We start from the raw sequence: 13,863 nt of genomic DNA, 5'->3' as shown, positions 1-13,863 counted from the left end.
TTTTTGCCACTTCACTAAAGGAAAAACACGCATGTCGCAGAACATCTCTCGCCGCCGCATGGCCAAGGGAGCGGCCTGGGCCGCCCCGGCTGTCGCCATCGCCTCGGCGGCCCCCGCTGCATCCGCCTCGCCGACCACGCCGATTCCCGTCCTGTGCACCGCCACCCCCACGGGCAGCATCACGGGCAGCAAGACCTACTCCTTTGCCGTGGGCACGCTCCCGACGTATGACCCGGACAGCGCGGGCTTGTCGGACAAGGGCACGTACTACAACGTGCAGCTGGGCCAGTTCCAGTTCAACCAGCCCCTGCGCCCGGACGGCACGCCGTACTCCGGGGAGATCACGGGCTACCGCATGCGCCTCGCAGGCACGGCCTACCTCCAGTCCGCCTCGGGCGTGAAGAGCACGGCCGAGGTCGTCCAGCTCGGCACCGCGGCCGCCCAGGTCATCGGGGCCGGCCTCCAGCAGTCCGTCTCCCTCCAGACGGCCATCCCGTACCGCTTGACCGGCCAGGGCCCGGCGAACTACCTCCAGAACCTGTCGCTCCCCGTGTGCCTCACGTACCTGGACGGCCTGACGGCCGTGGCGACCGCCTCGAACGAGTGCTGCTTCTACCTCAACGTCAGCTACACGACCCCGAAGACCGATGGCGGCACTGCCGTTCAGACGGCCACCTGGTCCTACAGCGTGGCTCCCCTCTTCGCCTGAGTCCACCCGCTCTCGCGTTGACACCGGAGGGCGGTGCTGGCCCGTGGCCGGCGCCGCCCTCCGGCGCGCATATCCCTCACGACACCAGACAGAAACGAGATCCCCATGAAGAAACCCCTCGCTCTTGCCGCCGCGGCCGTTGCCCTCGCCGCCGCCGTCGGCCCCAGCGCCGCCGCTGTGACCCCCGAGCCGGTCGAGGTCGACTCCAGCGTCAACATCTTCTCCACCACCCCGGTCCCCGGCGCGGCGACGACGGGCCGCTGGGAGATCGCCAACACGGGCGCCACGACGATCCCGGCGGGCACAACCTACCGGATCCGCTTCACGTCCCTCACGGGCGAGGAGCAGCGCGGCCTGCGCACGATCTCCTCCCTCAACCTGGGCCGGGCCACGACGACGCGCCTCTCCGAGCACGAATTCCGCGTCACCCTGACGCGCGACCTCGGCGCGGGCTCCGGTGTCGCCGGGCTCTGGAACGACTCGCACGGCTTCCGCTTCAGCGAGCGGGACCAGGTGACCCTGACGCTTGAGAGTCTTCCCGCGCAGGTCGTCGACACCAAGCCCTCGAACGACACCGCCACCTACGACAACGGCGGCACGGGCTTCTAGCCTGGGCGCCTTCGGGCGCAGCCGCGCGTGACCCGCAGCCGGGGTCCTGCCCTCCGCAGGTCCCCGGCTGCTGTGCGTTCCGCGCGCTTCCGGGCCCCATGGGTGCCCCGGGTCCACTGGCCGACGGCGTCCGGCCCCGCGCAGCCCCGCCGTCGTCCCCTCAGCCGCCGCTATCCCCGCTCCAGCGCGCCCCGCTCCGCTGACCCGCCCAGCGAGGCCCCAGAGGCTCTGGGCATACTGTCCACATGACTCGTTCTGCCGTGCTCCCCGCCCGCGTGTCCGCCGCCGTGTCCCGGGCGCTGACCCCCAGCGGCCCCCGCGTCCGCGTCGAGGAGGCGCGCGAGGTGGTGTCCAGGCTCCGCGTGCTCGCCCCCGTGGCCGCTGCCGAGGTCGCGAGGATCACGGGACTTCCCGCCGCCCGGGCCCTGACGAGTGAGGTTCGCGTCGTGGACCGGGAGGCGTGGACGGCCGCGGCGCTTGCGTCGTTCGAGCACCTGAGTGGCGCCGCCCTGCGCCGGGGCCTCGAAGGCGCCTCGCCGGTGACGCTCGCGGTGGGGGGTGTGTCCTCGGGCGTGCAGTCCGGCGCCATCCTGTCCATCCTCGCCACGCGCGTCCTCGGCCAGTTCGATCCCTTCACTCCGGGCCACCCGGACGGGGCCCTGCTCCTGGTCGCCCCCAACATCGAGGCCGTGCGGAGCGAGCTCACCGTGGACCCGGACGACTTCAGCCTCTGGGTGCTCCTCCATGAGCAGACGCATCGCGTCCAGTTCGCCGCCGCGCCCTGGCTCAAGGCGCACATGGAGGCGCGCGTGGCCGAGCTCATGGAGTCGGTTGTGGGAGAGGCTGAGAGCCTGAGCCGGGACCTCGCCAACCTCCAGCGGGCGCTTGAGCGAGCCCGCAGAGGCCGCCGCGAGGGCGTCCCCGTCTCCGAGCTGTTCCTTCCCCCTCAGGCGCGCGCCATCATGTCCGAGCTGACGGGCGTCATGAGCTTCCTCGAGGGGCACGCGAACCTCGTCATGGACGCCGTCGACGCCTCGACGGTCCCGACAGTCAAGACGATCCGCCGCCGATTCACGGAGCGGGCCGCGAACCGCTCCGGGGTGGAGCGCGTGCTGCTGCGGTGGATCGGCATGGAGAAGAAGGCGGCGCAGTACCGGGACGGGCAGCGCTTCTGCGAGGCGATCCACCGGGATCACGGCATGGGGGCCCTCAATCGCGTCTTCGAGCGCGCCGAGCACCTGCCCAGCGAGGCCGAGATCCACGAGCCCTCCCTGTGGGCGGCCCGGGTCCTCGGGGTGACGGCCCCGTGAGACCGGGCGCGGCCGTCTTCGCCCGCGCCTTGGCGGCCGTTCGGGCCGCCCTCGCCTCCCTGCCCTCGCCGGCAGCGGACGACGACGGTGCCGAGCGCCGCCCGGGCACGCCCCCGCTGGAGGCGGTCGTGGCCGTGAGCGGGGGAGCGGACTCGCTCGCGCTCGCGGCCGTCGTCGCGGCCCTCGCGCGCAGGGGGGAGGTGGAGGCGCGGGCCGTCGTCGTGGACCACGGCCTCCAGGGCGACTCGGCCCCCGTGGCGGCCCGCGCGGCCGCGGCATGCGAGGGGCTCGGGCTCGAGGCCGAGGTCCGCCGCGTCGACGTGACCGCGTCCGCCACGGCCGCGCACGGGCTCGAGGCGGCGGCGCGCGCCGCCCGGTACGTCGCGCTCGCGGACGCGGCCTCCCCGCGCGGCGTCATCCTCACCGCCCACACCCTGAGCGACCAGGCGGAGCAGGTCCTCCTGGGCCTCATCCGAGGGTCCGGGGCCCGCTCGCTCGCGGGCATCCCGCGCCGGACGCAGTGGGGTCGGCCCGGCATCGGGGCAGTCGGGCCCGGCGGGATGGGCGAGGCGGCTGTGCTGCGCCCGTTCCTCGACCCGCGCCGGGGGCTCTGGCGCGCGGACACCGAGCTGATCTGCCGACACGCAGAGCTCACCCCGTGGCAGGACCCCACCAACGGCGAGCCCATCCGGCCCCGGACCCAGATCCGCCTCGAGGCGCTCCCAGCCCTCGAGGCCGTCTCCGAAGGCGTCCGCGCCAACCTGGCCCGCACCGCCGCGCTCATGGCTGACGATGCGGACTTCCTCGACACCGCCGCCCGGGACGCCTACGCGCGAGTGAGACGCCCGGGGCGGCGGCCGGGAGAGGCGGCCATCGTCGTCGGCCCCTGGAGGCAGCTCCACCCGGCGCTCCAAGGGAGGGTCACCGCGCTCGCGGCCCAAGAGGCGGGGGCGCCGCCGCCCACCCGCGAGAGGATCGAGGAGATCAACCGCCTCATGCGCCCGCGCGAGGAGGACGGGACAGATTCCGCGGGACCCGTGCAGGCTCCCGGCCTGCGGTGCTGGAGGCGACGAATGCCCGGCCCGGGTGGCAAGATGGAACCGACCCTGGTTCTCGAGCGAGCCGAGGACGGCCTCGACGCCGCGGACCAGGAGAGTTGACGCACACGCGGGAGCGAGCCCGCGCCCTCACGACATCAGGAGCCTGAAGTGGAAGCCAGCCACGTCGAGTCCGATCTGACGAACATCCTCTACACCAAGGAGGAGATCCAGGCGCGCGTGGCGGAGCTCGCGGCCGAGATCGAGAAGGACTACGAGGGCCGCGACGTCCTCGTCGTGGGCGTGCTCAAGGGCGCGGTCATGATCATGGCTGACCTCGTGCGGGCGATGAACAAGCACGTCAGCATGGACTGGATGGCCGTGTCCTCCTACGGCTCCGGCACCAAGTCCTCCGGCGTGGTCCGCATTCTCAAGGACCTCGACACGGACCTCATGGGCAAGCACGTCCTCATCGTCGAGGACATCATCGACTCCGGCCTCACGCTCTCCTGGCTCAAGACCAACCTCGAGTCCCGAGGCCCCGCATCCGTGGAGATCTGCACGCTCCTGCGCAAGCCGGACGCCGCCAAGGTCCAGATCGACGTCAAGTACGTCGGCTACGAGATCCCCACCGAGTTCGTCGTCGGCTACGGCCTCGACTACGACGAGAAGTACCGCAACCTGGACTTCATCGGCACACTCGCGCCGCACGTCTACTCCTAGGGTCCAGGCCCGCCGGGCGGCCGAGGCCGCGCACCGGCCCGGGCCGCCGTTACGCCCTGAGGCGAGCCCCCGCCGATCCCAGAGAACTGGCAGACGGGGGTGCTTGACTGGTGAGAATCACCACCATGGTCGTCCGTTGAAGCAGGAGGATCAGGGCCGCCACGGCCCTGCAACGCATGAAGAAGTTCCGTCAGATCCTTAATACTCCGTTCCCGTGGATTATCGGGGCGCTCCTGGTCCTCATGGTCGCCTTCCCGTTCATGACCGCCTCTGGCACGCAGAGCGTGGACACGAACGAGGGCCTCAAGCTCCTCAACGAGCACAAGGCCACGCAGGCCGCCATCGTGGATCAGGACCACCGCGTGGACCTGACTCTGAAGGAGGAGTACAACCAAGACGGGCGGGACAAGGGCAAGAAGATCTCGTTCTACTACAGCGACTTCCGCGGCCCGGACATCGTCAAGGCCGTCAACAACGCCGGGCTCTCCTCCTTCACGGACAAGCCCCCGCGGAACAGCTTCTTCTCCACCCTGCTGGGCTACCTCCTGCCCATGCTGCTCATCGGCCTGTTCTTCTGGTTCTTCCTCATCCGCCCGCAGCGCGGACAGAACTCGCCGTTCTCCTTCGGAAAGTCCCGCGCCAAGAAGTTCACGGCGGAGATGCCGCAGGTGAAGTTCGACGACGTCGCCGGCGCAGACGAGGCCGTCGAGGAGGTCGCCGAGATCAAGGACTTCCTCCAGAACCCGGACCGCTACAAGCACTTCGGCGCCCGCATCCCGCGCGGCGTGCTCCTCTACGGCCCTCCCGGCACCGGCAAGACGCTCCTCGCGCGCGCCGTGGCGGGCGAGGCCGGCGTGGCGTTCTACTCCATCTCCGGCTCGGACTTCGTTGAGATGTTCGTGGGCGTCGGCGCATCCCGCGTCCGCGACCTCTTCGAGACGGCCAAGAAGGACCCTGCCGCCATCATCTTCATCGACGAGATCGACGCCGTGGGCCGCTCCCGCGGCGTGGGCATCGGCGGCGGAAACGACGAGCGCGAGCAGACCCTCAACCAGCTCCTCGTCGAGATGGACGGGTTCTCCGGCGAGTCCAACGTCATCCTCATCGCGGCGACGAACCGGCCGGACGTGCTGGACCCGGCCCTCCTGCGCCCGGGCCGCTTCGACCGCCAGATCCGTGTGGACGCCCCGAGCCTCGAGGGCCGCGAGCAGATCCTCAAGGTCCACGCCAAGGACAAGCCGCTGGCCAAGGACGTGGACTTGCGCGCCGTCGCGAAGAAGACGCCAGGCTTCACAGGTGCCGACCTCGCCAATGTGCTCAACGAGGCCGCCCTCATGGCCGCCCGCGAGCACCGGCCCGCCATCACGGACGACGTCCTCGACGAGTCGATCGACCGCGTCATGGCGGGGCCGCAGAAGAAGTCCACGGTCATGCGGGAGCTCGAGCGGAAGATCACCGCGTACCACGAGGGCGGGCACGCGCTCGTCGCGGCGTCCCTCAACAACACGGCCCCCGTCACAAAGATCACGATCCTCCCTCGAGGCCGGGCCCTCGGGTACACGATGGTCGTCCCGGACGACAACAAGAACTCGATGACGCGCAACGAGCTGCTCGACCAGCTCGCCTACGCGATGGGCGGGCGCGTGGCCGAGGAGATCGTCTTCCACGACCCGACGACGGGCGCGAGCAACGACATCCAGAAGGCCACCCAGACGGCCCGCAGCATGGTCACGCAGTACGGCATGAGCGCGCGCCTCGGCATGGTGCAGCTCGGCGGCGAGGCGAGCGACCCGTTCCTTCACCAGCAGGGCGGCGGCCAGCGGGACTACTCGGACGAGGTCGCCGCGATCATCGACGAGGAGGTGCGCGGGCTCATCGACAACGCGCATGCCGAGGCCTACTCGATCCTCATGGAGAACCGCGACGTCCTCGACGAGCTCGCCCTCACCCTCCTGGAGCGGGAGACGCTCGGCCAGAAGGAGCTGGCGGAGATCTTCGCGAAGCTCCGCAAGCACCCCGAGCGCGAGGTGTGGCTCACGAACGAGTCCCGCCCCGTGAGCTCCATTCCGCCCGTCGTCACGCCGAAGGAGCGCGCCGAGGCCGCCGCGGCGGGCGAGCCGGACCCGGATCTCGTCGCTCCGCAGGACCAGATCGCCCAGGCGCACCTGCCCAGCGGGTTCGACCAGTCCGACGGCGACCTGCCCAACCCGACGCAGAACCCTGGGGAGCAGCCCCTGCCCGGCGGAGGCGAGACAGGGACGCCCTATGAGCGTTGACAAGCCCCGCATCGAGGCCGCCGTCCGGGAGATCCTCGCTGCCATCGGCGAGGACCCGGACCGGGACGGCCTCGCGGAGACGCCGGCCCGCGTGGCCCGCGCCTACGAGGAGATCTTCTCCGGGCTCTCGCGTGACCCCGCGGACGTGCTCTCGACGACGTTCGACCTCGATCACGAGGAGCTCGTGCTCGTCAAGGACATCCCGTTCTACTCGACGTGCGAGCACCACCTCGTTCCGTTCCACGGCAAGGCCGCCGTGGCCTACCTCCCCGGCGCGGGCGGCAAGGTCACGGGGCTGAGCAAGCTCGCGCGCGTCGTCGAGCTCTTCGCGCGCCGGCCGCAGGTGCAAGAGCGCCTGACCGCGCAGATCGCGGACTCCATCATGGACAACCTCGACGCCCGCGGCGTCATGGTCGTCGTCGAATGCGAGCACATGTGCATGTCCATGCGCGGCATTCAGAAGCCCGGGGCCCAGACGGTGACCTCCGCCGTGCGCGGCCAGATGCGAACGCCCGCGACGCGCGCCGAGGTCCTCTCACTCATCAACGCCTGACCCGATCACCCAGAAGGTAGACGGAGACGATGGATTCACTCGCAGCACTTCCCGAGGAGGGGGCCCGCCGCCGCCCGCGGCGCGTCGAGGCCCTGCCGGACCGGACGCTCGTCATGGGGGTCCTCAACGTCACGGAGGACTCGTTCTCGGACGGCGGCCGCCACGCCACGCCACAGGAGGCAGTGCGCCACGGACTCGAGATGAGCCGGGCCGGGGCGGACATCGTGGACGTCGGCGGCGAGTCGACGCGCCCAGACGCTGTGCCCGTCGACCCCGCGGCGGAGGCAGCCCGCGTGATCCCGGTGGTCGAGCGTCTCGCGGCGGCCGGTGTCGTCGTCTCCGTGGACACGAAGAACGCCTCGACGGCCCGCGCGGCCGTCAAGGCCGGAGCGCTCATCATCAACGACGTCTCCGGGGTGGAGATGACGGACGAGATGGCGCGCGTCGTCGCGGAGACGGGCGTCCACTACGTGCTCATGCACTCGCGCGGCCCCGTCCGCTCGCAGGACCCCAAGGCGGCGTACGACGACGCCCCGTCCGAGGTCCTCGCCGAGCTCGAGGGGCCCCTGGCCCGCCTCGAGGCGGCCGGCGTGGCGCGGGAGAAGATCATCCTGGACCCGGGCCTCGGCTTCAGCAAGCGCCCCGCGGACAACTGGGCCCTGCTGCGCGCGATCCCGCGCTTTGAGGCGCTCGGTCTCCCCGTGCTCATCGGGGCGAGCCGCAAGCGCTTCCTCGGCTCCCTCCTGGCCGCGCACGGGGAGGACCGCCCCGTGGACGGGCGGGACGCCGCCACCGTGGCCCTCACCGCGGCGCTCGCGCAGCGGCGCGTCTGGGCCGTGCGGGTGCACGACGTGGCCGGGAACGCGGACGCGGTCGCGGTGGCGGAGGCTCTGCGGGACGAGCCTGCGCGGGCGGGCGCGGGCCGATGAGCGACCTCATCACCCTCACGGGAATCGAGGCCACGGGCCACCACGGCGTCTTCGAGATCGAGAAGCGCGAGGGGCAGACGTTCCGCGTGGACCTCACCCTGGAGACAGACCACTCCGCCGCGGGGGCCAGCGACGCGCTCGAGGAGACCGTCAACTACGCCGAGCTCGCGGAGGCGGCCCATGCGCTCATCGTGGGCGAGCCCCGGGACCTCATCGAGGCGCTGGCCGAGGACATCGCGGCCCGATGCCTTGGCCTGGCAGGCGAGCGCGCCACCGCCGTCACGGTCACGGTCCACAAGCCCCAGGCCCCCATCGAGGTCCCGTTCGGCGGGGTCAGCGTGACCGTCCGCCGGGAGCGCCTCCGCATGGTCCTCGCCCTCGGGAGCAACCTCGGGGACTCCGGGGCCACGCTCGCGGAGGCCGTCGGGGCCCTCGCGGCCCACCCCCGGGTGCGGGTGGACTCGGTGAGTGACGTCGCCCGGACCAAGCCCGTCGGCGGCCCTGAGGGGCAGCCGGACTATCTCAACATCGTCGTCACGGGGGAGACGAGCCTCGCCCCCCGCGCGCTCCTCGCGTTCGCGCACCGCATCGAGGCGGAGCATCACCGGGAGCGGGGCGTGCGGTGGGGTGCCCGGACCCTGGATATCGACGTCGTGGCCTTGCGGCGGACGGGCACCGCCGTCGGGGCGGCCGCGGGCGGGGAGCTCGTCAGTGCGGACCCCGTCCTGACCCTCCCGCACCCTCGAGCCGCCGAGCGGGCCTTCGTCCTCGCGCCGTGGTCCTGGGCAGAGCCCGAGGCGAGGCTCGCGGGCCAGGGCGTCGCCGAGCTGGCGGCCAGCGCGCCTGACCGGGACGGCGTTGAACGCCTTGGGCCACTCAAGTGGGAGGCCGCCGCGCCGAATGCCCCCGCGGAGGGGCCGGGCCGATGAAAGCCATTCGCCCCCTGCCCCTCGTGGCCTTCGCCGTCGTCGCGGGTGTCGTCGGCTGGTTCGTCAACGTCATGGTGGCTCGGGAGGGCTGGCCGGCCATTCGCTTCCCCTGGTCCGCCGCGCTGACGATGGGCGTGCTCTGCCTCGTCGCCGTGGGGTTCGGGTGGGGTGTCTACCGGACCCGGACGGGGAAGGCCCCGCGCGCCGTGGAGCCGCTTGTAGCCGCGCGGGTGCTCGTGCTCGGTCAGGCCTGCGCCCACGCGGGGGCCGTCGTCGCCGGCTGGCATGCGGGGGTTCTCGCCGCGTCCGGGCTCGCGGCCGGGGCGGGGATGTCGCAGACGGTCGTCGCCTCTCTTGTCATGACAGGGTGTGGCCTCGCCCTGGTGGGGTGTGGAATCCTGGTTGAGTACTTCTGCCGCATCCCACCCGACGAAGGAGAGGGCCTTGAGCCACACCGCTGACTCGACCCCCGCACCCGAACGGGAACCCTCCGTGAACCGCCCGCACACCCCGCCGTTCTCTGAGGGACTGCTCCGCCCGGACCCGCGACTCAAGACGGCCAAGAGCCTCGGCGCCCTCGGCTGGGTGGGGCTGGCCCTCGCGGGCGCGGCCATCGTCGGCGTCATCTCTGGGACCAAGAGCCCCGCGCCCCTGTGGGTCTGGCTGCTGGTCACGGTCCCCTTCCTCGTCTTCGCGGCGGTCGGCGTGGCGCTTGCGGGCCGTTTCGTGCGCAATCACGGCTTCGCCGAGCGGGACGAGGACTTCATTGTGGCCCGCGGCGCCCTCTTCCGCAGTGTTGTCTCCGTGCCGTACGGCCGCATCCAGTACTGCACCGTGGAGCAGGGGCCCGTCCTCTCCCGCTTCGGGCTCGCCAGCGTCACGCTGCACACGGCGGCCTCGGACGGCGAGGCCAAGGTCGAGGGCCTGCCGCTCGACGAGGCTGAGGCGCTCAAGGAGCGTCTTGTCGCCCTCGGGAGCTCGCGCCTGGCAGGGCTGTGAGCATGGCCCACGAGCAGGAGCCGCGCGAGCACGAGAACGCTGCGCCGGACGCCCCCGCACGCGACGTCCCCGAGCAGCACGCGCCCGCGCCGGACGCCCCCGCGCCGAAGGCAACGGGCTCCGTCCCCGACCCCTCGGCCTGGCGCCACGTCCACTGGTCCACGCCGCTCTTCCGCTTCTGGCTGCTCATTGGCTTCTTCCTCTTCTCCCACGGCCGGGATGTGCTGGAGGCTGCCATCGAGGGCAAGGGCTTCCACCCGTTCCCCGAGGGCGGCTGGGGCGAGCTGTCCCCACGGGGCATCGCCGTGGGCATCGGCATCCCCGTGCTCATTCTCGGGTTCATGGTCCTCTCGTGGGTCTTCTCCCGGTACTGGGTGAGCGAGGACCACGTCTATCTGCGCCAGGGCTGGCTCTTCAAGGTCCGCAAGCAGCTGCGCGTGGACCGCATCCAGTCGGTGGACGTCGAGCAGCCGTTCCTTCCCCGGCTCTTCGGGCTTGCCAAGCTCTCCTTCGTCACAGCGAACGGGGAGGGCGAGGACTTCTCCCTCGAGTTCGTCACGAAGCGTGAGGCTGAGGCGCTGCGGTCTCGCATCCTGCGTCTCGCAGCCGACGGCGAGGGCCGTGAGGCGCAGAGCCGCGGGGCCGGCGAGTCCGCCGCGGGGGAGGGGGCCCCTGCCGACGGCGCCCCCAGCGCGGCCGCGGCCGCGGCGGCCAGCTCCGGCTCAGATGTCACGGACGTGGCCGTCAACGAGGCGGCGCTCGCGCCCGGCGAGAACGCCGTCGTCCGTCCTGAGGACATCCGCGAGGAGGTCTTCCGAGCGGACCCGGTCAAGGTCATCGGCTCGCGGATCCTCAGTCCCGGGGTGATCTTCATCGGCCTGCTCTATGGCCTCGGTGCCATTGCCGCCGCGCTCCCGTGGGAGATCGCCCGGGAGGTGGCCTCCGGCGTCATGACTGGCGGGCTCGCGGCCGTCGTCGGCGTGGTCTGGAGCGCGTTCAGCTCCATCCAGGCCAAGCTCAACTACCGTCTTGTCAAGACCGGCTCGCAGCTCGCGATGACGCGGGGGATCGCCTCGACGTCCATGCGGGCCCTGAGGACGGAGCGGATCCATGCCGTCACCGTGACCTCGCCGCTGCTGTGGCGGGCGTTCGGCTGGTACCGCGTCAAGATCACCGTGGCTGGCAGCGCCACGGTGGACGACTCCAAGCTTCAGGACATCATGCCCGTGGGCACCTGGGCAGACGTCGAGCGCGTGCTCGCGGCCGCCATGCCCCAGGCGGCGGAGCGCCTTGACGCGTTCATTCCGCATGAGGCGGACGGGCTTCTCCGCCCCAAGCCGGGCCAGCGCTGGCGTGCGCCGCTGGACTTCCCGCGCCTCGGCGCCGGATACGACGGCACCATGTACCTCAGCAGGAGCGGCGCCCTCAGCCGACGCCTCGTCCTCCTGCCGGCCGCGCGCCTCCAGGGCGTCGCGTTCTCCCAGGGCCCGCTCAGCCGCATGACGGGCACCGCGGACGTGGAGCCGAAGATCGCGGGCAGCTCCTTCACGGGCAGCGTCACGGGCGCGGCCGGGCTGCTCGCGCTTGAGGACGCGGAGCGCCTCTTCGCCGACATGAGCCGAGCCTCGGTCCGCGGCGCGCAGGCCTCCCTCCTCCCGGGCCCGCGCGGCCGCAGCACCGCGCCTGAGCCAGCGCCCTCGTCCGAGCCCACGCCGGGCCCTGCCGAGTCCGAGCCCACGCCGGGCACAGCCGCCGATCCCACCCCCGGGCGCCCCGAGTGAAGCCGGGTCGCCTCAAGGTCTCCGTGATCGGGGCCGGCAAAGTGGGCGCCGTTCTCGGGGCGGCGCTGCGAGCGGCGGAGCACGACGTCGTCGCCGTCACCGCCGTGTCCGAGGCGAGCCGGGAGCGGGCCGAGACCCTCCTGCCCCAGGTGCCCGTCCTTCCCGTGGATGAGGCGGTGCGCGCCGCTGAACTTGTCCTCTTCGCCGTGCCCGACGACGCGCTTGCGCCACTCGTCGCCGGCCTTGCCGAGGGAGGCCACATCAGGGCGGGGCAGATCCTCGTGCACACGTCCGGCAGGCAGGGCATCTCGGTGTTCGAGCCCGCCCGTGGGCTCGGGGCGGTGGGCGTGGCCGTCCATCCCGTCATGACGTTCACGGGCATGAGCCTGGACCTCGCCCGGCTCCAGGACGCCGCGTTCGGGGTCACGGCTGACCCGGTGTTCCTGCCGATCGCCCAGGCCCTCGCCGTCGAGATGGGCGGGGAGCCTGTGCTCATCGATGAGGAGGACCGCCCGCTGTACCACGCGGCGCTGGCGCACGCGTCGAACCACCTGACCACGATTGCGGGGCAGTCCGCGGCGCTCCTGGCCCGGGCTGGGGTCGAGGACCCCTCGCGGATGCTCCGCCCGCTCATGCTGGCCTCTTTGGAGAACGCGCTCGCGGCGGGGGAGGACGCGCTGACGGGGCCCGTGGCCAGAGGGGACGAGGACACGCTCGAGGTGCATGTGCGGGCGCTGGAGGCCCTTGTGGACTCGGACCCGGGGGCCGAGGATCTCCTCGGCGCCTACCGGGAGCTCGCCGTGGCGACGGCCCGGCGTGCGCTTCAGGCCGGGCGCCTGAGGGCCGAGACGGCCAGCCGCATCATTCGCAGGCTCACTCTGGGCCCAGTCAAGGAGGACCAGTCGTGACTCGAGTCGTCACCACCGTCGAGGCGCTGCGCGCCGAGGAGGCCCGGCTCGTCCGGCTAGCCCAGGACGCATCAGCCTCCGCGGGGTCGCAGCCCGGGGAGGGAGGGGCTCAGGCTGGGCCGGCCCCCGCGCGTGCTCGGTCCGGGGGAGCGGGGCGGCCAGTCGTGGCCCTCGTCCCCACGATGGGGGCGCTCCACGCGGGGCACGCCGAGCTCGTTCGGCGGGCGCGGGCGGCGGCGGACGTCGTCGTCGTCTCGATCTTCGTCAATCCCCTCCAGTTCGGGGACCCTGCGGACCTCGCCCGGTACCCCAGCACCCTCGAAGCGGACCTGAGGATCCTCGAGGCCGAGGGGGCGGACCTCGCCTTCGCGCCGAGCGCCGCCGAGATGTACCCGTCGGGCGAGCCCATGGTGCGCGTCTCGGCAGGGCGAATGGGCACGGTGCTTGAGGGTGCGAGCCGGCCCGGGCACTTCGACGGCATGCTCACCGTGGTGGCCAAGCTCTTCAACGCGGCGGCCCCTCGCGGCGAGGCCGATTTCCTCGCGTTCTTCGGGGAGAAGGACGCACAGCAGCTGGCGCTCATCCGCCGCATGGCCGCGGACCTGACGATCGACGTCGAGGTGCGCGGGGTGCCGATCGTCCGTGACGCCGACGGGCTCGCGCTCTCCTCGCGGAACCGGTTCCTGTCAGCGGAGGAGCGGGAGCAGGCCTTGGTGCTCAGCCGCGTGCTGGCCGGGCTGCGGCGGGACGCGGAGGCTGGGCGGCCCCTGGGCCTGGAGGCGGCGCGGGCCGAGCTCGAGGCGGCCCCGGGGGTCGAGCTGGACTACCTCGAGCTCGTGGACCCGCAGACCTTCGAGCCCCTGGCTGGCGGGTCCGCCGGTGGCATCACGCGCACCGCAGACACCGACGACGGGTCCGCCTGTGGCACCAGGCGCACCGCAGACGCTGCGGGCGGGATGGCACCGACGGGCTCCCGTGCCGAGGGCGCGGCGCCGTGGGGCGTCGTCGTGGTCGCGGCGAGGGTTGGGGCTGTCCGGCTCCTCGACAACCTGCACCTGTAGGCCCCGCCGATCCGCGGCATGTTCAACCGAAGCACGTCA

At 72.2% G+C, this 13,863-nt stretch carries 14 protein-coding genes; all 14 read left to right on the top strand.

The window, feature by feature from the left end; all coding sequences use genetic code 11:
- The first annotated feature begins 31 nt into the window (after window positions 1-31).
- The 14 genes from J2S35_RS04740 to panC all read left to right on the top strand — a co-directional run bounded on the left by J2S35_RS04740 (window position 32) and on the right by panC (window position 13,824).
- Window positions 32-709, top strand: a complete 678-nt coding sequence (locus J2S35_RS04740) for a hypothetical protein (protein ID WP_309850381.1) — start codon at window positions 32-34, stop codon at window positions 707-709.
- 105 nt (window positions 710-814) lie between these two features.
- A complete protein-coding gene (locus J2S35_RS04735; protein ID WP_309850379.1) occupies window positions 815-1,318 on the top strand; it encodes a hypothetical protein in 504 nt (167 codons plus the stop codon).
- A gap of 245 nt (window positions 1,319-1,563) precedes the next feature.
- Window positions 1,564-2,628 (top strand): zinc-dependent metalloprotease, encoded by a 1,065-nt coding sequence (locus J2S35_RS04730; RefSeq protein WP_309850376.1) that lies wholly within the window; start codon window positions 1,564-1,566, stop codon window positions 2,626-2,628.
- Entirely contained in the window at window positions 2,625-3,788 is a 1,164-nt protein-coding gene (gene tilS / locus J2S35_RS04725; protein ID WP_309850373.1) for a tRNA lysidine(34) synthetase TilS, read from the top strand. The genes J2S35_RS04730 and tilS overlap by 4 nt, the downstream gene beginning before the upstream one ends.
- Before the next feature lie 48 nt (window positions 3,789-3,836).
- A complete protein-coding gene (hpt, locus tag J2S35_RS04720; RefSeq protein ID WP_309850371.1) occupies window positions 3,837-4,388 on the top strand; it encodes a hypoxanthine phosphoribosyltransferase in 552 nt (183 codons plus the stop codon).
- A 176-nt stretch (window positions 4,389-4,564) separates the two neighbouring features.
- On the top strand, window positions 4,565-6,664 hold the full coding sequence (gene ftsH, locus J2S35_RS04715) for an ATP-dependent zinc metalloprotease FtsH (protein WP_309850369.1): 2,100 nt from the start codon (window positions 4,565-4,567) through the stop codon (window positions 6,662-6,664).
- Window positions 6,654-7,217 (top strand): GTP cyclohydrolase I FolE, encoded by a 564-nt coding sequence (gene folE, locus J2S35_RS04710; RefSeq protein WP_309850367.1) that lies wholly within the window; start codon window positions 6,654-6,656, stop codon window positions 7,215-7,217. The genes ftsH and folE overlap by 11 nt, the downstream gene beginning before the upstream one ends.
- Before the next feature lie 29 nt (window positions 7,218-7,246).
- A complete protein-coding gene (folP, locus tag J2S35_RS04705) occupies window positions 7,247-8,146 on the top strand; it encodes a dihydropteroate synthase (protein WP_309850366.1) in 900 nt (299 codons plus the stop codon).
- Entirely contained in the window at window positions 8,143-9,075 is a 933-nt protein-coding gene (gene folK / locus J2S35_RS04700) for a 2-amino-4-hydroxy-6-hydroxymethyldihydropteridine diphosphokinase (protein ID WP_309850364.1), read from the top strand. Before folP ends, folK begins: the two co-directional genes overlap by 4 nt.
- A complete protein-coding gene (locus J2S35_RS04695) occupies window positions 9,072-9,536 on the top strand; it encodes a DUF3180 domain-containing protein (RefSeq protein WP_309850361.1) in 465 nt (154 codons plus the stop codon). The genes folK and J2S35_RS04695 overlap by 4 nt, the downstream gene beginning before the upstream one ends.
- Complete coding sequence (locus J2S35_RS04690) at window positions 9,520-10,074, top strand: PH domain-containing protein (protein ID WP_309850359.1); 555 nt, start codon at window positions 9,520-9,522, stop codon at window positions 10,072-10,074. Before J2S35_RS04695 ends, J2S35_RS04690 begins: the two co-directional genes overlap by 17 nt.
- 2 nt (window positions 10,075-10,076) lie before the next feature.
- The gene (locus tag J2S35_RS04685) at window positions 10,077-11,855 is read left to right on the top strand and encodes a PH domain-containing protein (protein ID WP_309850356.1); all 1,779 of its coding nucleotides are present in this window, start codon (window positions 10,077-10,079) and stop codon (window positions 11,853-11,855) included.
- Window positions 11,852-12,763 (top strand): Rossmann-like and DUF2520 domain-containing protein, encoded by a 912-nt coding sequence (locus J2S35_RS04680; RefSeq protein WP_309850355.1) that lies wholly within the window; start codon window positions 11,852-11,854, stop codon window positions 12,761-12,763. Before J2S35_RS04685 ends, J2S35_RS04680 begins: the two co-directional genes overlap by 4 nt.
- A complete protein-coding gene (gene panC / locus J2S35_RS04675; protein WP_309850353.1) occupies window positions 12,760-13,824 on the top strand; it encodes a pantoate--beta-alanine ligase in 1,065 nt (354 codons plus the stop codon). Before J2S35_RS04680 ends, panC begins: the two co-directional genes overlap by 4 nt.
- Window positions 13,825-13,863 lie beyond the last annotated feature (39 nt).

The organism is Falsarthrobacter nasiphocae (genome assembly GCF_031456275.1).
Taxonomy (GTDB): domain Bacteria; phylum Actinomycetota; class Actinomycetes; order Actinomycetales; family Micrococcaceae; genus Falsarthrobacter; species Falsarthrobacter nasiphocae.
Note: the sequence above shows the minus strand (reverse complement) of the source record. Positions and strands in the feature narration are given on the sequence as shown.

Bases quoted from the DNA above. Each gene is read 5' to 3' on its own strand.
- J2S35_RS04740 (WP_309850381.1), top strand. From the start codon at position 32: ATGTCGCAGAACATCTCTCGCCGCCGCATGGCCAAGGGAGCGGCCTGG.
- J2S35_RS04735 (WP_309850379.1), top strand. From the start codon at position 815: ATGAAGAAACCCCTCGCTCTTGCCGCCGCGGCCGTTGCCCTCGCCGCC.
- J2S35_RS04730 (WP_309850376.1), top strand. From the start codon at position 1,564: ATGACTCGTTCTGCCGTGCTCCCCGCCCGCGTGTCCGCCGCCGTGTCC.
- ftsH (WP_309850369.1), top strand. From the start codon at position 4,565: ATGAAGAAGTTCCGTCAGATCCTTAATACTCCGTTCCCGTGGATTATC.
- folE (WP_309850367.1), top strand. From the start codon at position 6,654: ATGAGCGTTGACAAGCCCCGCATCGAGGCCGCCGTCCGGGAGATCCTC.
- folP (WP_309850366.1), top strand. From the start codon at position 7,247: ATGGATTCACTCGCAGCACTTCCCGAGGAGGGGGCCCGCCGCCGCCCG.
- folK (WP_309850364.1), top strand. From the start codon at position 8,143: ATGAGCGACCTCATCACCCTCACGGGAATCGAGGCCACGGGCCACCAC.
- J2S35_RS04695 (WP_309850361.1), top strand. From the start codon at position 9,072: ATGAAAGCCATTCGCCCCCTGCCCCTCGTGGCCTTCGCCGTCGTCGCG.
- J2S35_RS04685 (WP_309850356.1), top strand. From the start codon at position 10,077: ATGGCCCACGAGCAGGAGCCGCGCGAGCACGAGAACGCTGCGCCGGAC.